22 protein-coding genes are annotated in these 20,875 nt (G+C 43.7%); 10 read left to right on the forward strand and 12 right to left on the reverse strand.

The window, feature by feature from the left end:
* The first annotated feature begins 117 nt into the window (after positions 1-117).
* The 3 genes from NF865_RS04990 to NF865_RS05000 all read left to right on the forward strand — a co-directional run bounded on the left by NF865_RS04990 (position 118) and on the right by NF865_RS05000 (position 2,666).
* The gene (locus NF865_RS04990) at positions 118-390 is read left to right on the forward strand and encodes a hypothetical protein (protein WP_253305462.1); all 273 of its coding nucleotides are present in this window, start codon (positions 118-120) and stop codon (positions 388-390) included.
* Positions 354-1,352: a hypothetical protein gene (locus NF865_RS04995; protein WP_253305463.1), complete on the forward strand. Its 999-nt coding sequence runs from the start codon at positions 354-356 to the stop codon at positions 1,350-1,352. The genes NF865_RS04990 and NF865_RS04995 overlap by 37 nt, the downstream gene beginning before the upstream one ends.
* A 132-nt stretch (positions 1,353-1,484) precedes the next feature.
* Positions 1,485-2,666, forward strand: a complete 1,182-nt coding sequence (locus NF865_RS05000; protein ID WP_253305464.1) for a hypothetical protein — start codon at positions 1,485-1,487, stop codon at positions 2,664-2,666.
* A 71-nt stretch (positions 2,667-2,737) separates the two neighbouring features.
* On the opposite strand, the gene NF865_RS05005 is transcribed toward NF865_RS05000, so the two are convergent.
* Positions 2,738-3,403, reverse strand: a complete 666-nt coding sequence (locus NF865_RS05005; protein ID WP_253305465.1) for a Kae1-associated kinase Bud32 — start codon at positions 3,401-3,403, stop codon at positions 2,738-2,740.
* Positions 3,404-3,685: 282 nt separating this feature from the next.
* On the opposite strand from NF865_RS05005, the gene NF865_RS05010 reads away from it, so the two are divergent.
* The 3 genes from NF865_RS05010 to NF865_RS05020 are packed head-to-tail and all read left to right on the forward strand — an operon-like array spanning position 3,686 to position 5,442.
* The gene (locus NF865_RS05010) at positions 3,686-4,369 is read left to right on the forward strand and encodes a hypothetical protein (RefSeq protein WP_253305466.1); all 684 of its coding nucleotides are present in this window, start codon (positions 3,686-3,688) and stop codon (positions 4,367-4,369) included.
* A complete protein-coding gene (locus NF865_RS05015) occupies positions 4,350-5,057 on the forward strand; it encodes a hypothetical protein (protein WP_253305467.1) in 708 nt (235 codons plus the stop codon). Before NF865_RS05010 ends, NF865_RS05015 begins: the two co-directional genes overlap by 20 nt.
* Positions 5,050-5,442, forward strand: coding sequence for a hypothetical protein (locus NF865_RS05020; RefSeq protein WP_253305468.1), 393 nt, complete (start codon positions 5,050-5,052; stop codon positions 5,440-5,442). The genes NF865_RS05015 and NF865_RS05020 overlap by 8 nt, the downstream gene beginning before the upstream one ends.
* Here the strand turns inward: NF865_RS05020 and NF865_RS05025 are convergent, their stop codons facing one another.
* Positions 5,443-5,793 (reverse strand): YigZ family protein, encoded by a 351-nt coding sequence (locus NF865_RS05025; RefSeq protein ID WP_253305469.1) that lies wholly within the window; start codon positions 5,791-5,793, stop codon positions 5,443-5,445.
* Between the two features lie 40 nt (positions 5,794-5,833).
* Positions 5,834-6,085 (reverse strand): YigZ family protein, encoded by a 252-nt coding sequence (locus tag NF865_RS05030; protein ID WP_253305470.1) that lies wholly within the window; start codon positions 6,083-6,085, stop codon positions 5,834-5,836.
* Between the two features lie 187 nt (positions 6,086-6,272).
* Between NF865_RS05030 and thsB the strand changes: the two genes are divergently transcribed.
* A complete protein-coding gene (thsB, locus tag NF865_RS05035; RefSeq protein WP_436317668.1) occupies positions 6,273-7,922 on the forward strand; it encodes a thermosome subunit beta in 1,650 nt (549 codons plus the stop codon).
* 101 nt (positions 7,923-8,023) lie between these two features.
* Here the strand turns inward: thsB and NF865_RS05040 are convergent, their stop codons facing one another.
* The 7 genes from NF865_RS05040 to NF865_RS05070 form a co-directional block, all read right to left on the reverse strand.
* Positions 8,024-9,157, reverse strand: a complete 1,134-nt coding sequence (locus NF865_RS05040; RefSeq protein WP_253305472.1) for a sodium ion-translocating decarboxylase subunit beta — start codon at positions 9,155-9,157, stop codon at positions 8,024-8,026.
* Positions 9,158-9,163: 6 nt separating this feature from the next.
* A complete protein-coding gene (locus tag NF865_RS05045) occupies positions 9,164-9,646 on the reverse strand; it encodes an acetyl-CoA carboxylase biotin carboxyl carrier protein subunit (RefSeq protein ID WP_253305559.1) in 483 nt (160 codons plus the stop codon).
* A gap of 2 nt (positions 9,647-9,648) precedes the next feature.
* Positions 9,649-10,035: an OadG family protein gene (locus tag NF865_RS05050; protein WP_253305473.1), complete on the reverse strand. Its 387-nt coding sequence runs from the start codon at positions 10,033-10,035 to the stop codon at positions 9,649-9,651.
* 11 nt (positions 10,036-10,046) lie between these two features.
* Positions 10,047-11,615: a carboxyl transferase domain-containing protein gene (locus NF865_RS05055; protein WP_253305474.1), complete on the reverse strand. Its 1,569-nt coding sequence runs from the start codon at positions 11,613-11,615 to the stop codon at positions 10,047-10,049.
* Between the two features lie 132 nt (positions 11,616-11,747).
* Positions 11,748-12,170, reverse strand: a complete 423-nt coding sequence (locus tag NF865_RS05060) for a translation initiation factor IF-2 subunit beta (protein WP_253305475.1) — start codon at positions 12,168-12,170, stop codon at positions 11,748-11,750.
* Between the two features lie 45 nt (positions 12,171-12,215).
* Positions 12,216-16,334: an LAGLIDADG family homing endonuclease gene (locus NF865_RS05065; protein WP_253305476.1), complete on the reverse strand. Its 4,119-nt coding sequence runs from the start codon at positions 16,332-16,334 to the stop codon at positions 12,216-12,218.
* Positions 16,334-16,828: a hypothetical protein gene (locus tag NF865_RS05070; protein WP_253305477.1), complete on the reverse strand. Its 495-nt coding sequence runs from the start codon at positions 16,826-16,828 to the stop codon at positions 16,334-16,336. The genes NF865_RS05065 and NF865_RS05070 overlap by 1 nt, the downstream gene beginning before the upstream one ends.
* 111 nt (positions 16,829-16,939) lie before the next feature.
* Here NF865_RS05070 and NF865_RS05075 point away from each other — a divergent pair, with 111 nt between their 5' ends.
* Genes NF865_RS05075 through rtcA form a run of 3 tightly spaced genes read left to right on the forward strand, consistent with a single transcriptional unit; the run spans position 16,940 to position 19,671 of the window.
* The gene (locus NF865_RS05075; RefSeq protein WP_253305478.1) at positions 16,940-17,452 is read left to right on the forward strand and encodes a metallophosphoesterase; all 513 of its coding nucleotides are present in this window, start codon (positions 16,940-16,942) and stop codon (positions 17,450-17,452) included.
* A 34-nt stretch (positions 17,453-17,486) separates the two neighbouring features.
* Complete coding sequence (locus NF865_RS05080) at positions 17,487-18,632, forward strand: hypothetical protein (RefSeq protein ID WP_253305479.1); 1,146 nt, start codon at positions 17,487-17,489, stop codon at positions 18,630-18,632.
* Positions 18,619-19,671 carry an RNA 3'-terminal phosphate cyclase gene (rtcA, locus tag NF865_RS05085; RefSeq protein WP_253305560.1) on the forward strand — a complete coding sequence of 351 codons (1,053 nt, stop codon included), beginning with the start codon at positions 18,619-18,621 and terminating at the stop codon, positions 19,669-19,671. The genes NF865_RS05080 and rtcA overlap by 14 nt, the downstream gene beginning before the upstream one ends.
* 1 nt (position 19,672) lies before the next feature.
* Here the strand turns inward: rtcA and NF865_RS05090 are convergent, their stop codons facing one another.
* Together NF865_RS05090 and pbp11 are read right to left on the reverse strand one after the other, a co-directional pair.
* Entirely contained in the window at positions 19,673-20,518 is an 846-nt protein-coding gene (locus NF865_RS05090) for a TatD family hydrolase (RefSeq protein WP_253305561.1), read from the reverse strand.
* Positions 20,519-20,561: 43 nt separating this feature from the next.
* The gene (gene pbp11 / locus NF865_RS05095) at positions 20,562-20,873 is read right to left on the reverse strand and encodes a tRNA-binding protein Pbp11 (protein WP_253305480.1); all 312 of its coding nucleotides are present in this window, start codon (positions 20,871-20,873) and stop codon (positions 20,562-20,564) included.
* Positions 20,874-20,875: the final 2 nt, after the last annotated feature.

A 20,875-nucleotide genomic window follows, 5' to 3' on the forward strand; every position in this document is an offset into this window, starting at 1 on the left:
AAGCCCCTTGATTTCATTACAGTTTTTGTTTACTACTTTTTAATAGTGTGCAAATTGTATAGAGAAAGTTTTAAGTGATTCTGTGGACAGAGTATTATAAAAATTGGGAGTGATAAGATGGCGACTTTTGCCTTATGGTGGTTTAAGTGGAGTGGCTCGAATTATGAGTCAAGAATGATGGTTGGGAGCAGGGAAGCAACAGTACGGGACTTTAAAGACAGAGGTTTTGATTACTTAACAGCTTTGGATGGTGAGGGTAGAGCATCAAACTATAGGGCTTATTACTTCAGCACGGACTTGAGGGTTATTGACGAGATGGAGAGCTATTGCCAGAACAACTTGGGGGGAGCGGTATGTCTAAGTTTAAGCATGTTTTCATTGCCTTTTTAATCTTCTCCTCCTTGGCGAGCTTTGCTTCAGCGGGCATTGTTTATCAGGTCGGATTAGGAGATGGATTTTCTGCATATACGGAAGTTTATAGTGACGGAAAAAACGCATTCCTACTTGTCACATACACTTCAACCCAGTGGCCTACACATTTGGGGCCTGTTTGCGAGGACTTCTGGAACTACACTCTCGAAGAAAAACCATTCCACTGTTATCTTAGCCCAGTCGTCTGGTATTATTTCCCTTTTTATTTTGATGGAAGTAATATGTACTTTGTTGACCCTTTCCTGAACAACTCCTCACCCAAATTCTCGGGGATTTCATCCCACCCCCTGTTTTACCGTCAAGATAATGCATGGATCATGGTCTTTTTTGAACAGAAAGCCCCGTTCTCCTCTCTTGTGTGGCGCTTTGATGGAAATTGCATTGATTATTTAGGAGTGGGAAATTACACAGAGGAGCAGAGAAGCCCAACAACTGCACCCGTTAAGGGAGTGTTAAAAAATAATGCCGTGATTTTCTCCAATGGTTCACGAACATATGTTATTCCCGTTAAAGAGTTAGAGCCTTATTTTAATGCCAACTTTACGATAAAGTACTTAGAGGGTGTGTTCCTTGATAGTGGAGTCATATTTTACCCCGCAGTCTATCGGGGGATTTGGAACGTCACCCCAGGACAGCATGATTACAGCAAGGTGGTTCTTTTTGGAAAAGAGGAGGGGGAAGCCAAACTCCTAAACACATCAAGTTTGAAGCCATTTCCCGTGTTCTTCTATGATGGAAAGAATCTGAAGGTTTTTTACATTTTCAAAATTACTGGAGATGGGACATTAGAAGTTTTTGTGGAGGAGGACTTCTTTACTCATTGGCCGGAATGCAGAAAGGAAGGAATCTGCGGGCCGGCTTTTATTGTGCTGCCATCTCTGATGATTTTGGCTCTCAAGAGGGGTTTTAGACATGAATAATGTTTTTTGAAGGTTTTTAATTCCTGTTATCCTACGCTTTTTGCTTACTATTTTTGATAGTGTGTAAAATTTGCATGGAAAAAGTTTTAAGTACTTGATGGCAAAGTATTGCGAGAGTCGTGGGGTGGTTAAGTGCAACAAAAAGTAGCATGGTTTATGGTTGGGGTGCTCCTCGGGAGTCTATTCTTTGTTATAGCAGAACAGAACAGCGACATTCCCGAATTAGGAGAAGAAAACAACGTCCAAGTAGAGCTGCTAAACTTCCAGAACCATACGGCGTTTCTGCTCTACGGTACTCCGAAAAATCCCTTAACACCATCTCTGATTTCTCAAAAAATGGATGAGATAATGAAGTTGGGTAAAAGCGGGTATAAAATGTATGCAATCCCCATTGAAACCCCTGGCAGCAAGATAATCGGATATGGGATAAAGATACATCAAGATGGCACAGTGGAGATCAAAATTCAAAGAGTGAGGAGCAGAGCCGCAAACATTACTAAAATTCACGAGAACTTGAGAAACTGGGCAAAAGAACCTTTCCAAAGAGCTCCAGATATAAAAGCAGAACGTCCTATCGGGGTTCCCAAGGGGTACGCTGTAAAAGCTGTAAGAAACGATGGATCAGAAACTGTACTTGCCCAAGGCACAACAGAGCCATACTGGCACAACTTTGGTTCCATAAAAGATGAAGTCTTTGACCCTCCTTATGGAAATGTCTATGCAAAGGCTTACTACTGGGGGCTTTGGGATGATAATGACCCAAACAGGGAATATTTTATGGTGGCAGGCGATCAGTATGGAACGGGAGCTTATTACCGGAGCGATCCCGGATATGAGCTAAGAAATGAATGGGGTAATTCCGATTACTTGCCCTATAGGAACTACGAAGGAAACATATATCATAAATGGAAGCTGGAACCTAGTCTCTATCCTGACTCAGACTTTGGCCTTGAGGTGGTTGAACCGGGAACCCCTTTGGATGGTTCAGCGACTTACACACTGTCAATTGGATATGGAGGTGTCTCATTACCCATAGTAGTTGTGGTTCCAAGTTATGGCATGTATGTAGCTGTGGATGGAGGGGAAGAGAGAGTCAAATGGGGGCTCAACTTTGATATGTATTCCAATTCAGGGATGTACTCTTTTCAGACAAGAGTGGCATCAGTGGCAAGTGTAAGCGAAAGTGCACTCAAAGATGGCCAGTGGCATAGCATTGTTGAGACAGATTATGAGGTTACGTTTGCCAATCCCCTCCATATCTCTGACTCTGACACTGCTCGTGTTGGATGGATTTGGATGGTAAAAGTCGATTGACGATGCACAACTCCAGAACTCCCTTTTTATTTTTAGACGAGTTCTGTTATTGCCGCCCTCAAACGTCTTATTTAGCCTTTAACCCAGCTCCTCTCCCTGTATCTGCCGCGGCTCTCGATTTCGTCTAACTTTGCTTCAACTTCTTTCCTCTTCTCAGAGCCTCTAATCTCCTCATAGCCATTTAAAACCTCTTCAAACCCTTTCTCGAACCACTTGTAGTGCGTGCTCTCCATGGCCCTCCTGAGGAGATGGAGGTCAACGCCTTGAGCCTCAAGGGATGAATCGAATTCAGCAAGGCCAAAGTCAATGAAGTAGATTTTGCCCCCTCTGAGAATCATATTTGATGTTGTCAAGTCACCATGCACTATTCCGGCCTCATGGAGCTTGCCCATCTGCTTGCCGATTTCTCTGCAGAGCTTCAACCTTTCCTCCATGGAGATTGCCTCGAGGTATTCCTTAAGTCTCTCGCCCTCGATGTACTCCATGACTATCTTCATATCTTTTAGGTCAACTTCATACACATAAGGAACGTTAACGCCGAACTCCTTTGCCCTGTGGAGAATTCTTGCTTCTCTGACTGTTCTCTCTTTTCTAAGCTTTTCATCGATCTCCTTTATACGGTAGCGCTTTGGGATGCGATGCTTTATGATAACCTTTTCCTCATTAAATGGGAAGTACAGTTCTTCAAAGCTCGCGAGATATATCTTCGCCTCTGCTCCCTGCTTTATCAGCTTCATAATCTTCACCCACTTCTATTCTTCAAGTTTTTTTCATGCCGTATTTAAGCTTTTCATCTTTGTTTTTGAGGATATCATCTAAAGAATGCTCTGTTCTCTATTTGATATCTCCCAATTTATATTCTGAAATTGTCTCTGAGACCTTCTTAAGCCTTTTAACGCCTTTAATCTTCACAGTACCCCCTGCATTTTGTTCTTGCAAGCTATTGTCTTGGCATTTAACGAAAATTTTAAATACTTTGTCAACTTACATAGGTTGACAAAAACGCGATGGTGAGCTTGATGAAAGTTGAGGGAGCATGGCCTGTAACACCTTCCGGACCTTCGATAGTTCTTGCCACATTAGGCTTTTCTTTAATGATCGCAGGATTAATTCTTCGAGACTATGCCCCGGAGCTCGTTTTTAGCGCAATTACTCTTTTTGTACTATCTACGGGAAAGAGCGTAGAAATTAAAGAAAATATGCTTATCTTAAAGTATCCTTTTTGGAGTGTTAAAATACCTTTTGAAGAAATCAAAGAAGTTATGCTTGCGAATGAACTTAAGGGCGTTAAATTATTTAGATACGCTTGGAAGAACGCGGCCTTTATGATATTGCTATTTTTTATAGCTCTCATAAAAGCACCATGGAAGGAATTTCCCCTCCTTTTTCTTTGGATTTTCGTTATGTATGTTGTTTATTTTCTATACTTCTTCATTCCACTTTATACAATTTGGGAAAACTTTGGGAAGATTTTTCTAGGCATCGTGTTGTTACTCCCCATATTTTGTGTATTAGTTGGTATAAGTCCCGTTGTTGGAATTTTTCTTGGGATTACATTCCTTGTGTTCCTCATTGTTTACACAAGATTTGATTATATAATTGTCAATACAGAGAGAAGAGGTGTTATTGTAATAGGATGTCCGGATGGTAAAAAAGCTATCAAGCTGTTTAGGGGTGTTGAAAATGAAACTGAAGGGGATTAGACCTTCAAACTTTGGAGGAGTCCCATTGTTAATTGCTATTCTGGCCTTTGTCTTTATGATAGGGGGTATGGAACTCTTATCTTGGAGGATGTGGATCATTGCATGGGTTCTTATTTTTGCTTCATGGGGTGTATCAGCTGAAATTAAAAATGGTACCTTAATTCTGAGATACGGCTTTGGACTGTTACCCATAAAGCTCAAAGCCGAAGATATTGAAGAGGTTTTAGTTTTAAACAGACTGGAAAAGGGTGTTCTTTTAAGATATTTTCCGGGAATTGGAGCAACTTACATGGGCATGCTTATCTATGTCTTGTACCGTTATTTTACGTTCCCAGATAACCTTCTGCCCGGATATTATTTTGGAGCCCTCGGAATGATTGTCATCTCAAGCTCTGTGCTGATTTCTTTAGCAATACCTCCCGGAAAAACACGGCATAAACTCCTCACAGCAGGTTTCATATTCATTGTTAGTGCACTTCTTCTGGGGTTTAAGGTTCGTGCAGTTGATTCAATTCCGATAGTAGTGGTCTTAGGTATGATAGCTCTTTGGACGGTATACGATATGGACATCCAAGACTACATTGTTCTAAAAACAAGAAAAGGAAAGTATCTCCTAACTTCCAATGCTCCCAGAGATAAAGTGGAAAAAGCCATAAAAGCAATTATGGAGGTTCTGAGCAATGATTAGACTCCCAGAAAGTATGGAGAGGATTTGGACAATGAGGGCCAAGGGGATGAGAGAAATAGAAATAGCAGAAAGCCTTGGAATTTCAAGGCAGGCTGTAAACAAAGCTCTGAAAGAGGCTAAAGCTAAGCTATTTGAGGCATTTTTTGCTTTAGCTGAGACCTTTTCGTGGGAGATTGTTAGAGTAAACGCTGAAAAGGGATTTATGGTCGCAAGGGGGAGATGCGGCGATAGAGCAACGAGAGTTTATGCATTTTACATACCCCAAACGGGGATAAGGGGATTTTTTAATGATGAAGTCCCAGAATTCATCCTCCAGCACGCTTTAGAGCTTGGAATTATTAAAAAACCGGACAAGAAAGAACTGATAAAAGTTTTAGAAAGATGATTAACCTCTTTTCTTGCCAATTCTCTTCTCCCAGTCCAAGAATTCCCTTATTTTTGCTCTCCCCTTGGTCACTTCAATGACATAGTTTACAAACTCATCCTTTTGTTCCGGTATGATACCAACTACAAACCTGACTTCGACACTAAAATCCCTCTCAAGAACCTCCGCTTCAAATTTTTCAATGGCCTTTTCAATCACATTGTAGAGGTTGTACGGGAAAACAATTTCAATATGCTCTTTTTTGACGATTTCAATTATTCCTGCCTTTTCAAGGGCTTCGCTTGCTGTTTCGCTGTATGCCTTTATTAATCCTCCATATCCAAGCTTAGTTCCGCCAAAATACCTCGTCACAACAACCACAACGTTTTCCAAACCTTTATATTCAAGAACTTTAAAAAACCGGCTTTCCGGCACTCCCCCTTGGCTCTCCGTCGTCATCGTAATAGCTTAGAAGAGTATTTCCTTCCCTCACCCTATAGGCAGAAACGTTGTGTGTTGCATCTGCATGTGCTTCTTTAACCTTCTTAATGAACTCTTTAGCCTCTTTTTCTGAGTTTACTGGAATTGCATAGCCTATGAAAAGTGAGTCCACATAGAGTTTCTCAACTTTTCCAAAGCCTCTGATTGTTTTGTAGCCTTCCATAGGAAATCTTAAGGAAGATCAACCTTAAGAATCTTTTGCAATTAGTTTTTTGTAATTTGTTCAATACATTCTGAGGTTTATTGACATTTATTCTATAAAATGTGTAAAATCTAGCCTTTTAAATAGAAATATTTTTATAGAGCACTAACGAAAGGCTAGTGTTTAAACAAAGGAGGAATTCGAAATGATGGTAGGACAAGGAGGACAACCGGTTGTTATTCTTCCAGAGGGCACTCAAAGATACGTTGGAAGAGATGCCCAAAGATTGAACATTTTGGCTGCTAGAGTTATAGCAGAAACCGTAAGGACTACTCTTGGTCCAAAAGGTATGGACAAAATGCTTGTCGACAGCCTTGGAGACATAGTAATCACAAACGACGGTGCAACAATTTTGGAACAAATCGATGTTCAGCATCCAGCTGCCAAAATGATTATTGAAATCGCAAAGACCCAAGACAAGGAAGCTGGAGATGGAACTACATCAGCAGTTGTTATCGCAGGTGAGCTTTTGGCAAAGGCTGAGGAGCTCTTAGACCAGAACATACACCCAAGCATAATCATTAAGGGTTACACCCTTGCAGCTGAGAAGGCCCAAGAAATAATCGACAGCATTGCAATCCCAGTAGAGCCAGACAACGAAGAGATTCTCACAAAAATAGCATCAACTTCAATAACTGGTAAAAACGCGGAAAGCCACAAAGAGCTTTTGGCAAAGCTTGCCGTTGATGCAGTTAAGCAGGTTGCTGAGAAAGTTAATGGCAAATATGTTGTTGATATTGATAACATCAAGCTTGAGAAGAAGGAGGGTGGAAGCGTAAGAGACACCCAGCTCATCAAGGGTGTTGTCATCGATAAAGAAAGAGTCCACCCAAGGATGCCAAAGAAAGTTGAAAACGCAAAAATAGCCCTCATAAACGATGCTCTTGAAGTTAAGAAGACTGAAACAGACGCAAAGATAAACATTACAAGCCCTGACCAGCTCTATGCATTTCTTGAGCAAGAAGAGAAGATGCTCGAGGAGATGGTGGAGCAAGTAGCTGCAACCGGTGCAAACGTTCTCTTCTGCCAGAAGGGTATTGATGACCTTGCTCAACACTACTTGGCAAAGCACGGCATTTTAGCAGTTAGAAGAGTCAAGAAGAGCGACATGGAGAAGCTCGCCAAGGCCACAGGTGCAAAGATCGTCACAAACGTCAAAGACCTAACAAGCGATGATCTCGGATATGCCGAGCTTGTTGAGGAGAGGAAGGTTGCTGGCGAGAACATGATCTTTGTCGAGGGCTGTAAGAATCCAAAGGCAGTGACAATCCTCATCAGGGGTGGAACAGAGCACGTGGTTGATGAGGTTGAGAGAGCCTTAGAGGATGCAATCAAAGTCGTTAAAGACGTCATGGAAGATGGTGCAATTTTACCAGGTGGAGGAGCAACCGAAATTGAGCTTGCAATTAGGCTTGACGAATATGCGAAGCAAGTGGGTGGAAAAGAACAGCTTGCAGTTGAGGCCTTTGCCGACGCATTGAAAGTCATTCCAAAGACCCTCGCAGAAAATGCTGGTCTTGACACAATAGATGTTCTTGTGAAAGCCATCAGTGAGCACAAGAACAAAGGAAGAGCAATTGGTGTAGACGTCTTTGCGGGAGAGCCAGCTGATATGCTTGAGAGGGGCGTAATTGAACCAGCAAGAGTTAAGAGGCAAGCAATAAAGAGTGCAGGTGAAGTTGCAATAATGATACTCAGGATTGACGACGTCATAGCAGCAAAACTCTCAAAAGGCGAAGGAAAAGGCGGAGACGGAGAAATGGGCGGCGGAATGGGTGGAATGCCCAACATGATGTGATTTCCTTATTCTTAACCCTTTTTACTCTTCTCTCTTTAAGAAATAAGGAGCATTCAAAAACCCAAACTTGAGAGGAAAATTCTAAATAAAGAAAGAAGAAATCAGCCAAGTACTGAGAGGAGAACTCCAGCGACTACAGCTGTTCCAATAACACCAGCGACGTTTGGACCCATTGCGTGCATTAATATAAAGTTCCCGGGATCTTCTTTTGCAGCAATCTTTTGGACAACTCTGGCACTCATTGGAACTGCCGAAACTCCAGCAGCACCGATCATTGGGTTTATCCTTCCACCGCTGAGCTTCATCATGAGCTTGCCCAATAGCACTCCACCAGCTGTGGCTGAAGCAAAAGCAACGACACCAAGGAGGAGAATCTTTATTGTGCTTACGGTTAAGAAGCTCTCTGCTTGCATTGTTGATCCAACACCGAGACCAAGGAAGATTGTAACAATGTTCATGAGCTCTTCTCTGGCAGCTTTGCTGAGCCTTTCAACAACTCCACTCTCTCTGAAGAGGTTTCCAATCATGAGCATTCCAACTAACGGGGCTGCTGAAGGCACAAGAAGCCCAATGATTATCATTGAGGCTATTGGGAAGATTATCTTTTCCCTCTTTGAAACAGGTCTTAGTTGCTCCATTCTGATTTTCCTCTCTTCTGGAGTCGTTAAAGCCTTAATAACAGGGGGCTGAATTATTGGAACAAGGCTCATGTAAGAGTAAGCGGCGACGGCAGTTGCGCCGAGCAAATGAGGAGCGAGCTTGGTAGTCAAATAGATTGTCGTTGGACCATCGGCACCGCCTATGATACCGATAGAAGCCGCTTCTTGAAGGTTAAAGCCCAATGCAACTGCAGTAAGCATTGCAATGAAAACACCAATCTGTGCAGCAGCACCAAGCAAAGCAGTCTTTGGATCAGCAATCATTGGGCCAAAGTCCGTCATTGCACCGAGACCAAAGAAGATTAACAATGGAACGACTTCCGTGTCAATGAGATAGTGCTTTATTAGGTAAAACAGCCCTGGGTGGTGTGGGTCAGCGCTTAAAATGCCAGTCAACGGGAGGTTTACTAGCACCGCACTTATTCCAATTGGGAGCAGCAGCAGAGGCTCCATCTCATACCTTATAGCTAGGTATATTAGGATAAACCCGACAAGTATCATTATTACGTTTCCTACCGTTAAATGGAAGAGACCTATGTTAGCGAAAAAGTCAAGTATTGCCTGTTCAAGCCCCATTCTCCATCACCCAAGTTCTATTAGTGGTTGGCCTGTATCAACGGTGTCGCCTTCTTTCACGAGGATCTTCTTCACAACACCATCCTTCGGCGAAGGAATCTCATTCTCCATCTTCATAGCCTCTAAAACAAGCAACCCCTGACCAACCTTAACCTGCTCACCCTCCCTCACAAGAATCCTCAATACTTTGCCAGGCATGGGCGCAGTGACCACATTCTCACCAGCCGCCGGTGCCGGAGCCGCTGCTTCAACAGGCGCCGAAGGAGTTGAAGCCGAAACAGAAGGAGATGAAACAGAAGACACACTCACAGGTTGAGCTGGCACTTGTTGAGCAGGCGCTTGAAGTGCTTCCATTGGAATTCCAAGGTCTTTCGCTTCAACTTCATAGCTCTCTCCTTCAAAGCTGACTTTGAATTTTCCCCCACCAAGTTCTTCAACTTCAACCTCATAAGGAACTCCATCAACGATGACCTTAACTTTACCTTTCATTATCACCATGCCCCCATTTCATAATTGAAATTCTCAACTTCTTCAAGTTGGGATTGGATACCATACAAACGCCAGGCATCGGAAGGCTTTTTCTTAAATGGCAAAGGCCTAAGTTGGGCATTCTTTTCTGCTATGTAAGCCAAAATCGCGGCTGTAATTACTGCAAGCTTCTTTGGTTCAATTGAAGGCTTCTCTTCAACTTTTACTTCTACCTTCTCTTCTTTTGGTTTAGGAGCAGCTTCAGCAGGTTTTGCCCTTTCGATTAATGCCCTCTCAAGATAGCCGATCCCGTACATTGCCAGGGCTAGTATTGAAAGCACTAGGAAAACTACTGTAACACCTAAAATAGTAATATAAAGGCCCTCAAGAAAGAACTCCCACGTGACCATTTTTTTGCACCTCACAGTGGAATGTTTCCATGCTTCTTTGGTGGAAGCTTCACGCGCTTGCTTTCCAATGCCTCTAACGCCATGATTATCTTTCCTCTCGTTTCTGCTGGGTCAATCACGTCATCAATGTAACCCCTGCTTGCAGCAACGTATGGGTTGGCAAATTTCTCTCTATACTCTCTAATCTTCTCTTGTCTGACTTTTTCTGGGTCTTCTGCACTGGCGATTTCTTTCCTAAAGATGATGTTTGCTGCTCCTTCTGGTCCCATAACAGCTATCTCAGCTGTCGGCCAAGCGAACACGAAGTCTGCTCCAAGGTGCTTTGAACCCATTGCCAAGTAGGCTCCACCATAGGCCTTTCTTAAAATGACCGTAACCATTGGAACAGTTGCTTCTGAATAAGCGTAAAGCACCTTTGCACCGTGCCTTATGATTCCTCCATATTCTTGCTGGACTCCCGGGAGATAACCGGGAACATCAACGAGCGTTACTATTGGAATGTTGAAGGCATCACAGGTTCTAACAAACCTTGCTATCTTATCGGAGCTGTCTATGTCAAGAACTCCCGCAAGGTGAATTGGGTTGTTTGCTACAATTCCAACAGTTTGACCGTTCATTCTTCCAAATCCGACGACGGCATTTGGAGCGAAGTACGGAAGTATTTCGAGGAAGTCTGGGTTTCCGTTAGCGTCTCTGTCCACTATCTCGTAGATAACCTGCCTAACGTCATAACCCTTGTTGGGATCGTCTGGGACTATCTCATAGAGCCTATCGCTCTTTCTGAAGGGTGGATCGTTGGTTGGGTACCTTGGTGGCTTTTCCATGTTGTTTGATGGTAGGTAGCTTAGTAGTCTTCTTATGAGCATTAAAACTTCCTCATCGCTCTTGCCTATTAAATGGGCTTGTCCGCTCTTTTGAGCGTGAACCATTGCGCCACCGAGCTGAATTGGAGAGACTTCAACTCCAGTAACTGCCTTTACCACCTGGGGACCTGTGATAAACATGAAGCTTGCAGGGTTGTCAACCATGAGAATGAAATCACCTATTGCTGGGCTGTAAACTGCTCCACCTGCACATGGACCCATGATAGCTGTAATTTGCGGGACAACACCGCTGAGAATTGTGTTCATTTTAAAGATTTCACCATAGCCCTTGAGCGCGTCAACACCCTCTTGAATTCTTGCTCCACCGGAATCGTTGAGTCCTATCACTGGAGCTCCAGCTTCTAAAGCCAGCTCCATGATGCGCTTTATCTTTGCCGCGTGCATTTCTCCAAGAGAACCACCCATAACAGTGAAATCCTGAGCATAAACGAAAACCAATCTGCCATCGATGGTTCCATATCCCGTTATTACTCCATCCGCAGGCAGTTCCATCTTATCAAGGCCAAACTCTGTCCCGCGGTGCTTAACGAACATTCCTATTTCCACAAAGCTTCCCGGGTCAAGGAGTTTCTCGATTCTTTCTCTTGCTGTGAGTTTCCCTTTTTCATGCTGCTTTGCTATTTTGTCTTCTCCACCCATTTTGAGAATCCTCTCTTTCTTTTCATAGAGTTCCTTCACTTTCTCCTCCATGCTCATAAGAGTTTCCCCCATAACCATTGGTTAACTAATTTGTAGTTTGTAAACCCCTTTAAAAGGATTTTCATGGCTATAAAATGCCCAGAAGGATACATGCACACAGAATAAAAAGGATGAAATATGGAAAAAGATTCAGAGATGAGCTATTGGGGTTTCAGCACCACAGGCTTCACACTTCAAGAAGTGGAAGCGCTCTTTCTTGACAATCTTTGTATCTGGTGAACCACATACGGGACAGATAACGTACTCTTTGAGGTACTTCTTCATTTTGTTGGCTATGAGATATGGCGTAAAGCGTCCCTGAAGGATTACTCTCCTTCCCTCTAAAACACCTGCCGTAGCAACTTCCCTCAAGATAAACTTAAGCAGGTGATTTGGATCTCTGTTCATAGCTTCAGCAATGTCCCTAAAGTTCTCGATTATTGTTTTGTTGCCTTCAATTGTTACGGCAGCAGCAGGAACCTCAAATCTTGATTCATGATGCTTGACATTCTCTGGAAGTTCTTCATAAGCTTTCTCCAAAAGCTTCTCGTAATCATAATAATCGTACTCCATTTTTCTCACCTCGCTATAGGTTCTAACTTCACCTTATTAACCTTTTCACAAGACTTTGTAATAGCCTGACCGCGGTTCGTATATCATTGAATTGGCTTTAAGCTCTTCCAGTATCTTCTCAACCTCGCTCTTTCCAATTCCATGTTTGCTTGCCTCTTTTATTATTTCTTCCCTTGGAGCCCCGTAGTCTTCCAGGTCTTGGAGCTCCTTTATTATGCTGAGGATTCTATCCATCTTATTGATCTTCTTTGATGATTTTCCGACCTCCAAGATGCTGACGTCTATGTTTCCTTCCTCGTCCATCGCGGTCTTTCTTAGAGTGTATTCCATAAGCTCAATAGCCGCCCTAGCATCTTCTTTTGTAACTATTTCACTCAGCCTCATTTTTGCATGCGCTTCACTGAGCCTTATGAGAGCCTCAAGCTGTCTTGCGGTAATTGGAATTGGTTTGACTCCATCATCACTGCCGCCTCTTCCTATTGTTTTTCTCATCTTGACGTAGTAGCGCTTAATTTCTTCCATGGCTTCTTTACTGAGCACAGGCTTAATGTTCTTCCTAGCGTAAGCGATATACTTTTTGAGAAGGTCAGGAGGTATTTTCGGGGCAACGGCTTCTGCTTCACCTTTCCTAACATTGAGTATATGCTCAGCTATCTCTGCATCTAGTTTTTCATCTGGCTCATCGAGAAGAACAAAGATAAGATCAAACCTGCTTAAAAGAGTTGGGGGCAAATCAACTTGCTCTGGGAGGGGCTTCATTCTGTTGAACCTTCCATACTTTGGATTTGCGGCTGCTATAACCGTCGTCCTTGCGTTTAACGTTGCCGTAATTCCCGCTTTTGAAATGCTTACTGTGTTGTGGAGAACCAGTCCGTGGGAGACAAAGAGATGATATGGCTCGACGGTTACATCGTAGACCCATTTCCAGCGGTCATTAGGCAGTTCCTCGATTTTTGTAACTCTGAGGAAGCGCAGGTTGCCTTCGACAATAGCCTTAATCTCTCCAAGTTTTTTCTCAGCTTTTCTCAGTTTTTCGTTCGCGAGTTCAATCAGTGCTTTAACGGTTTCCTCATGTTTACGTTTGAGTCTGTAGAGCACGGTTGAATAGGGAATGTTTATTCTTTTGGACAATTCTCTCACCGTTACGAAACCTCTTATCCTTTCAACATCTCTTCTTTCAATCGCACCTTTGAGTTCGGCAATCTTTTCCTCTGCCTTCTTTACGTATTCCTGCACTCTCTCCCTGTTCGCGTTTTGTCCCGCTTTTATGTTGTTTGTTAGACCACCATCATTTATGTGGAGTGAATTGAGAACCGCTCTTAGCTCCTCAAGAACTTCTGTAGGGATAACATCGCGGTAGTTGCGCTTCCTCCGGGAGGTCTTGATAAGCTGTTCTATCCTTGTTATCCTGGGGTCATCGCCAACAATCTCGGCAAAGCGCTCAATATCCTCCGTACCGCTCACAATGACCTTGTAGTAAGTAGTCTTTCCACGCCTCTCCTCAAAGATGTACGAGTATATGCCAAGGCTTAGCAAGACGTCCTGGAGATCCTCTGCCATCGCCTTTGATGATGTCGTGAAGCCAACCCTGTATTTATCGACGAATCCGTCTCCTTTGAAGAAAGCATTGAGGAAGGCTTTCTTTGCCCTCTCATCAGCTCCCAGGATTTTTGTTGGAAGTCTCTTTCTCCGAGCTGGCCGTTCATTGCTCTTCTCAGGAAATACCTCCGGAAACTCCTCCTTGAGTTTTAGGTAAAAGTCTTTTGAAATTGTCCGAACTGTGTAGAGCTTCTTTTCACCTGGCCTTTCCCTTGTTTGGATATCGTATTTGACGCCAAGTTTCTTGAGAACTCCTTTAAATTCCTCAACAATTCTCTTGTCAGTGTTTGTGAATCCAACCTCGTAGTAGCCGTTTGATGGATTGGCATAGGTGAACCCCTCCGAGAGGAGGAAGCCAAGGAACTTCGCTGTTGGTTCGTCGAGGTTCTTCCCTCCCATTTGGGGGTAGCGCCTAACCGCAAGTGCGAGGTCATCGGGCCTGATTTTTTCAGCAGGTTTCTTCCTGATTTTTCCGTTCTCCCAGACCATAATCGGGTGCTCCGGTGTTACGGTTATTTCCCTGCCGTTCGAGAACTTCAGCCTTATAAACTTCTCCGGGGCCTTATGTCTGCTCACGCGGTCAGCCTTGACCCTAACTATTTCTTTACTTTCAAGGTCGTAGGCGAGTAGCTCTATGTCATCAACCGGCAGGATCTCCGTGTTCTTGCCGAGAATTACTTTATCGCGGTTGGCTTCAATGAGTGAATCCACCAGCTCGCCTATTTTCACCTTCCTGCCATCCGCAAGGAGGATCTCGAAGTCGTGGTGATAGCTCTGCTGCTCAAGAGCCTCGTGGATAGAGCTCCTATCCCTGTCGCTCATCTTATCAATCTCATCTATACATGCTACTCCCATATCGGCCAAGACAAGTACTCCAGCTTCTAAAACCCACGAGCCGGTGAGCTCGTCGCGCACAGCGGCAGCGGTAAGCCCCGCGGCGCTTGAACTCTTACCACTTGTATAAATCGCCCTTGGCGCTAAATTCGCCACATAACGGAGGAGCTGGCTGTTGTGGACAAAAATGTCGTTGGCGATGAAGTTGTGGTGCTCTGGGACCTGAAGGTCATAGACCCACTCGTGCTCTGGCTTGTACTCTTCAATCTCCGCTACCCTGTCCCAGAAGATGTCTGACTCTTCAAGAAGTTTCCTGAGGTGTTCATCTTCTGTTTTGGGAACTATTTTTGGTTCATTTTCTTTCCTCGGCACGGCTATAAAGTCGCCCACTCTAAGCTCTTTCGCCTTCCTCGTCTTGAACTGCCCGTTTTCAAAGGTAAAGAACGGGTGGGTTGGAGTTACACGGATCTCACGCCTGCTCGCGGTCTTTATCCTGAACATCCTCTCCGGAGCTGTTCTCTTCCAAGCGATGTTTGCTCTGGCCTTCTTGACCTTCAACGTTTTCGCATCGAGGGCATAAAGTTCGAGATCAATAGGTGCATAGAAGCCATCATCAACCCTTCCAAGCTTCCCTTCCGCCTTGGCTCTCTCAATAGCCTCTTCGATTACTTCACCAATCTCTCTCAAGCTTCCATCGGCGAGGAGAACCTTCGTGTGATAATCAACGCACTTAGCAACACCTGGGTCTCCAACGAGCAAAACGTGGCTTTCTCCTCTTAGTCTTGTCCCATCAGGGAGTTGCTTTGTGTTGCCACCAAATAAAGCAAGAGCAATGCCAAGTTTTTCCTTTCTCATGCCGTAAATAGCCGGAGCAATCGAATCAACTATAACATCGACAATGTCCTTCCTTTTTGCAAGCTCTTTAATCTTCTGCTCATCCTCTGGGGTTATTTCAAGCTCTTCTATCTCTTTGCTTAGCTGCTCTACGTAGTTCGCCTCTATTATTTTCCTAAATATCGGTCTCTTGTCCTTTTGCTCCAGAACAACCCTCAAAATTCCAGTTATAATGACCCTATCTCCTGGAAGAGCGATATCTACAAGGTCATCAAGCAAAATCACGTCAACAAAACGTGGCATTTGCCCACCTTTAAGGCTCTCAGGCCTGTCTTGAAGTCTAAAGCTCTGAAAGTTAAGAAAAGTGCTCTTGTCAACATCAAGCTCAATGTTCCTGCTTCCGCAGGCTTCACACTTGTTGGGCTTTACTAACGCTGCATACGGCTTTTGGAGCCTTACCATCTCATGCCCGCAGTCCTTGCAGATGTAAACCGCTCTGGAAACAAAGGGCTTAACCTCGGTCATTCTTGTTATTATCCCCTCGACCTGGATGAATTTGTTTATGTGCTCACTCCCAAGCTCTTTCACAAGATAGCTCTTTGGCAAACCATAGAAGCGGGCGTGAATTGGAAGGGGCTCTTTTCTGAAAAAGTCCTCCTGAAGGACTATTTGAATAGCATCCTCAGCTGCCAAGATGACTTCTTCAGGATTATCTATAAGCTCTCCCGCAAGTTCGGGATCAAAGGCGTTTAAATGCTCCCAGTTTATTGCAATATGTCTTCTAGGTATAACGGTCAGCACGTCTCTTATTTCATCTAAGTAAACCTTATTCCCATTATCATCGGTGTACTCCCGGATGAATTTAACAAACCTCTCAATCATCTCCTCTTTATCCATTACTTCTCACCCAGCCACTCATTTCTAAGTTGAGATATTTGGAGATATATTCTCCTTTCCTCCAACGATAGTCTGCTTAGGATTTCTAAGCTGCCGGGTCTGAATATTATCGCATTGATTATTTTACTGAAGCGAAGCCTCTTGAGGTACTGGTACTTTCTCTTTAAATTGGAAAGCTTGGTCATTTTGGCATTTAGAACTTCTACATCAACGTCTGGTCTATTTCTTACGTAGTTCTCAAGGTAGTAGATATAGAATTCCGCCCTCTCATACAGCCCTTCTGGAATAGCCGTTATGGGCTCGCTGTTTTTCTCTTCGTTTATAACGTTCTCAAGCTCACGGATAATCTTCTCGCTCTCATCTATAATCTCAACTATGCCGCTCTCCCATAGTTCTTTAGCCTTCCAATCCTCAACTAACAGCGTATCCCCCACTTTCCAGCTACCAAATGATTTTAACACCTTAACCGGGATCAATGCCCTGCCAACCAGCATTACCTTTCACCCTCTCCTCGCATAGATTGTTGATGACCTGACTTATTAAGCTTTAGCCCACGAAGATAAAAACTATAAATTCACACCCTAAGTATAGAGAGGTGAGTAAAAATGCTGATAGGGATAATGAGTGACACACATGATAACCTTCCGGCTATAGCAAAGGCTGTTGAGTTATTCAACAAGGAAAAGGTTGACCTTGTTCTCCATGCAGGTGATTATGTAGCACCTTTCGTCAAAAAAGAACTTTCAAAGCTAAATGCACCCTTAAAAGGGGTCTTCGGAAACAATGATGGAGAAAGAGAAGGTCTCAAAAGGGCAATTGACATAGAGGATGAGATACTCGAGCTGGAAGCAGATGGCCTTAAAATCGTCCTTCTGCACGGCACGAACGAGAAGATAGTCGAGGCATTTATAAGAAGCCAGCTTTACGACGTTGTAATAAGGGGGCATACCCATAAATATGAGATAAGGGAAACCGGAAGGAGCATAGTTCTTAACCCAGGTGAAGTTTGCGGATACGTCACGGGAGTAAAAAGCGTAGCGTTCTTGGACACGAGAAACAGGGAAATAAGAATAGTAAACCTTGACACGGGAGAACCGCTTGGCTTTATGAGCCTCTGAAAAGAATATAAGAACAAAAAGCAAAGGGAAAATCATGGAGACTGATTTGCTCACGCCTAAAGAAAGATACAACGGGGTAGTTTTTATTGGAATCAGGAAAAACGGCACGGTGGAGTTCATAAAAGTCTATGCTGAAAACGAGGAGCTAGCCAAGGATCTCCTGGAGAGGTTCCTATATGCAAAGGGAATCCATCCAGAAGACTTTGTCGTGGTTGATAGAGGATACGAGAACGTTGAAGGGAAGGAAATAATAAGCACGCGAACTGAAAACGAGCTTTCTTCATTTCTTGCCCGTCTTGGCTTAAGGCTTCTCTCAAACGGTGTTCTCTACCTTCAAGGAAAAAAGGAGGTATACCAGATAACCTCCGTTAGCGAAGACCTTCTAAGAGAAATACGTGCCAGAGAAGGATTAAAGGAGGAGCCCATTAGGCTTGAGTTTGAGAAGCTGACCCTGCCACCCAGGTTCATTGAAAAGCTCAAAGCATTGGAGCTCATGGAGGATACGCTGATAATAAACCACACAGAGCTTCCCCTTCCAGAGATTCTAGAAGAAGCAATTAAAGGAGCCGTTAAAATTCCCGAAACACTCGAAATTGGACAGCTAAAGCTCCAGCTGTTTGACAGCGAGCTTCACGAAGTGATAAAGAAAGGAACAGGGAAAGTCCTCATAAAACCTCCCGTAATAGTGTGGGACGGTTACATTGATTCCCTAGAAGAGTTTGAAGTTAAGGAGAAAGCTGAGAAGATTTATGAAGCTCCCCTATTTCTAAAAGCTCATAAAGGATTTTTGATTCTCAGAGAACCTCCAAAAGAGCTTGTTGAAAAGCTATTAAGGATCAAAGAAAAAGGAGCTGCCAAAATCAAGGGGTCTAAGGTGCCAGTAGAGTTCACGTTAATAGTGGAAAGCAAAAATGCAGAAAAATATGATCTACCCGTGAAAATAAAGCTGCCATACTTAAGCGAAGAGGAGTTCAAGGATCTTTTAACGAGAGAAGCTGAGGTAGAGGTGCCAAATGAAGTCGTGGAAAAAATACCCGAACAAAAAAGAACCTTCAAGACCATTAAAACCCTATCAAAGCTCATCAAAAAGCTCAAAGAGAGAAAGCCCAACAAAAGACCAGAAGAACTTTTAAATGAAGTCCTCCTACTGTTTCTTGGTGAGGAAAGTGAAGGTCATTGATGGGAGCTATGGAGAGGGTGGAGGGCAAATATTAAGAACTTCACTGGCTCTTTCGGTTATAACTGGGGAACCGATTAAGATTATCAACATTAGGGCCAAAAGGCCAAAGCCAGGACTAAGACCACAGCACCTTTATGGTGTTTTGGCACTAAAAGAGCTTTCAAATGCAGAAGTAAGGGGAGCAAGTGAAGGTTCAACTGAGCTAGAGTTTTATCCCAAAGGAATTCAAGCGAAGCACGTCAAAGTCCCAATAAAGACTGCCGGCAGCATAACCCTTGTTCTCCAAGCCCTCCTACCGGCAATGGTCTTTGGGGATAGAGAGGTTACCTTCGAAATAACCGGTGGAACGGATGTACCGTGGAGTCCTCCAGTGGATCATCTCAAACACATAACCCTCTACGCCCTTGAGAAGATGGGAATTAAGGCGGAAATCCAGATAAAGAGGAGAGGCCACTACCCAAGGGGAGGCGGCTTAGTCGTTGGCAAAGTCTACCCCTGGGAAGAAAAGAAATCCCTAATCGCTACGAAATTCGAGAGGATTTACAGCTTCGAGGGTATAAGCCATGCCGTAAGATTGCCTTCTCACGTCTCAATAAGACAGGCAAAAGCTGCAAAGGAAACTCTTGAGAAAGCCTATCCATCAGTGCCTGTGAAGATTAAGGAAGAGTATTATGAGCCCGGAAAAGACCCACACTTAGGGCCGGGCAGCGGAATAGTGGTGTGGGCAAACACGGATGTCCTTCGCCTTGGTGGAGATGCCCTTGGGGAGAAAGGGAAGCCCGCTGAGGTTGTAGGAAAAGAAGCCGCTGAAGAGCTTATAGAGCAGCTGAAACCAAAACACGCCGTTGACATGTTCCTTGGAGATCAGCTCATACCTTTCTTGGCCTTTGCGGGAGGAGAAATCTGGGTGAGCAAAATCACAAAGCACTTGGTAACAAACGTCTGGGTTGTTGAGCAGTTCTTTGGAAAGATCTTCGAAGTTGAGGGAGAAATCGGAAAGCCCGGGAAAGTGAGAGTTGTGAAGAAGGCAGAGCTTTGAGTTACTCTTCCAGCTCCACCCCATAAACCTTTTTTGGGTTCTCCACGTGGATTTTGTATGCGGTTTCTTCACTCATAAGGCCTTGCTGAATAAATGCGAGTGTTCTCCTTGGGACGGTTTTTGGCCCTAAAACTGCCCCTGGCCTTCGTTTATCGTCTATGTAATCCGTCTCCATTAAAAACCTGTCACCCTGCATTAGGGCTTCCATGAGAGCCTTTTTGCTTGCTAAAATTGATGGAAACACGCCAACTTCTTCCGCTACTTTCACCAGCGGAGGAGAGTAGTGCTTAACTACTTTATAGGGCTTTATGCCGACTTTTTTGACTATTTCACCTAGCTCTCTAAACTTTTCTTCAGTAAAGCTCTCCGTATGGAGCTGAACTGCACAGTCCGCTTCTTTTGCCAATTCCATTCCATAAATCATGACCTCTATGCTTGCCTCCCATATTTCCTTGCTCACTTCATAATGCGGCCTTCCTATCTCACCTATTGCTATTGCTTTTCCCTCAAGGCAGAGCTTTTGTGCGTATTCTAATGATTTCATGACCTCATTTTTTGCGTATTCGATGCCTTTCTTTTCAGCTAGGTACGCAAATTCCGCGGGATGGACTCCTACGACTGCAAATGCCTTAACGGGAGTTTCCTTATTTATCCTCTCCACTAGCTCAATATGGAAATCCATGGCTTTCATGAAGTCCTCTGCTTTAGTTCCACTAAAGCCGTAGTCATGAGCGCTCTTATAAACAACGTTCAGATGCGTTCCTCCAGCCCTGTGGAACTCCTTCACTGCCTCCAAGAAAAGCCCCTTAAATGGGTCAACATGAAAGTGATTATCAAATATTATCATCGCTACCACCAAAAAGGTATAAGCGAGATAGTTTTAAAAGCCCTTAGCATTGGTAGACTTTAACAACTTCTCCAACTTTTACGTCAATATTGTCCTCTAAAACTAATTCAACGTGATCCCACTGTAAGGCAAAATCAATTCTTTGGCCCTCTTTTTGTATCTCTCTTATCAGCGCTGCATCTTCTCCTTTCACTTTATAGCCCGGGTAAATAACTCCCTCAATAACATCTCCAACTAGGACTTTTCTGCCAAAGACTTCAAAAGTCTTTTCCACTTTAAATTTCCCAACAGACTTTCTCGAAAATATTTCGACTTTTTCTTTTTCTCTTTTTTTGAAAGTATCAAAGAGCCCCATAT

This window comes from Thermococcus aggregans (assembly GCF_024022995.1).
Taxonomy (GTDB): Archaea; Methanobacteriota_B; Thermococci; order Thermococcales; family Thermococcaceae; genus Thermococcus_A; species Thermococcus_A aggregans.

Excerpts from the sequence above, each read along its gene's own strand:
- NF865_RS05040 (WP_253305472.1), bottom strand. The coding sequence starts at position 9,157 with ATGGGGCTTGAACAGGCAATACTTGACTTTTTCGCTAACATAGGTCTC.
- NF865_RS05050 (WP_253305473.1), bottom strand. The coding sequence starts at position 10,035 with ATGGTCACGTGGGAGTTCTTTCTTGAGGGCCTTTATATTACTATTTTA.
- NF865_RS05055 (WP_253305474.1), bottom strand. The coding sequence starts at position 11,615 with ATGAGCATGGAGGAGAAAGTGAAGGAACTCTATGAAAAGAAAGAGAGG.
- NF865_RS05030 (WP_253305470.1), bottom strand. The coding sequence starts at position 6,085 with ATGGAAGGCTACAAAACAATCAGAGGCTTTGGAAAAGTTGAGAAACTC.
- NF865_RS05045 (WP_253305559.1), bottom strand. The coding sequence starts at position 9,646 with ATGAAAGGTAAAGTTAAGGTCATCGTTGATGGAGTTCCTTATGAGGTT.
- NF865_RS04995 (WP_253305463.1), top strand. The coding sequence starts at position 354 with ATGTCTAAGTTTAAGCATGTTTTCATTGCCTTTTTAATCTTCTCCTCC.
- NF865_RS05015 (WP_253305467.1), top strand. The coding sequence starts at position 4,350 with ATGAAACTGAAGGGGATTAGACCTTCAAACTTTGGAGGAGTCCCATTG.
- NF865_RS05080 (WP_253305479.1), top strand. The coding sequence starts at position 17,487 with ATGGAGACTGATTTGCTCACGCCTAAAGAAAGATACAACGGGGTAGTT.
- NF865_RS05090 (WP_253305561.1), bottom strand. The coding sequence starts at position 20,518 with ATGATAATATTTGATAATCACTTTCATGTTGACCCATTTAAGGGGCTT.
- NF865_RS05075 (WP_253305478.1), top strand. The coding sequence starts at position 16,940 with ATGCTGATAGGGATAATGAGTGACACACATGATAACCTTCCGGCTATA.
- NF865_RS05060 (WP_253305475.1), bottom strand. The coding sequence starts at position 12,170 with ATGGAGTACGATTATTATGATTACGAGAAGCTTTTGGAGAAAGCTTAT.
- NF865_RS05010 (WP_253305466.1), top strand. The coding sequence starts at position 3,686 with ATGAAAGTTGAGGGAGCATGGCCTGTAACACCTTCCGGACCTTCGATA.
- NF865_RS05005 (WP_253305465.1), bottom strand. The coding sequence starts at position 3,403 with ATGAAGCTGATAAAGCAGGGAGCAGAGGCGAAGATATATCTCGCGAGC.
- NF865_RS04990 (WP_253305462.1), top strand. The coding sequence starts at position 118 with ATGGCGACTTTTGCCTTATGGTGGTTTAAGTGGAGTGGCTCGAATTAT.
- thsB (WP_436317668.1), top strand. The coding sequence starts at position 6,273 with ATGGTAGGACAAGGAGGACAACCGGTTGTTATTCTTCCAGAGGGCACT.
- NF865_RS05020 (WP_253305468.1), top strand. The coding sequence starts at position 5,050 with ATGATTAGACTCCCAGAAAGTATGGAGAGGATTTGGACAATGAGGGCC.
- NF865_RS05065 (WP_253305476.1), bottom strand. The coding sequence starts at position 16,334 with ATGGATAAAGAGGAGATGATTGAGAGGTTTGTTAAATTCATCCGGGAG.
- pbp11 (WP_253305480.1), bottom strand. The coding sequence starts at position 20,873 with ATGGGGCTCTTTGATACTTTCAAAAAAAGAGAAAAAGAAAAAGTCGAA.
- NF865_RS05070 (WP_253305477.1), bottom strand. The coding sequence starts at position 16,828 with ATGCTGGTTGGCAGGGCATTGATCCCGGTTAAGGTGTTAAAATCATTT.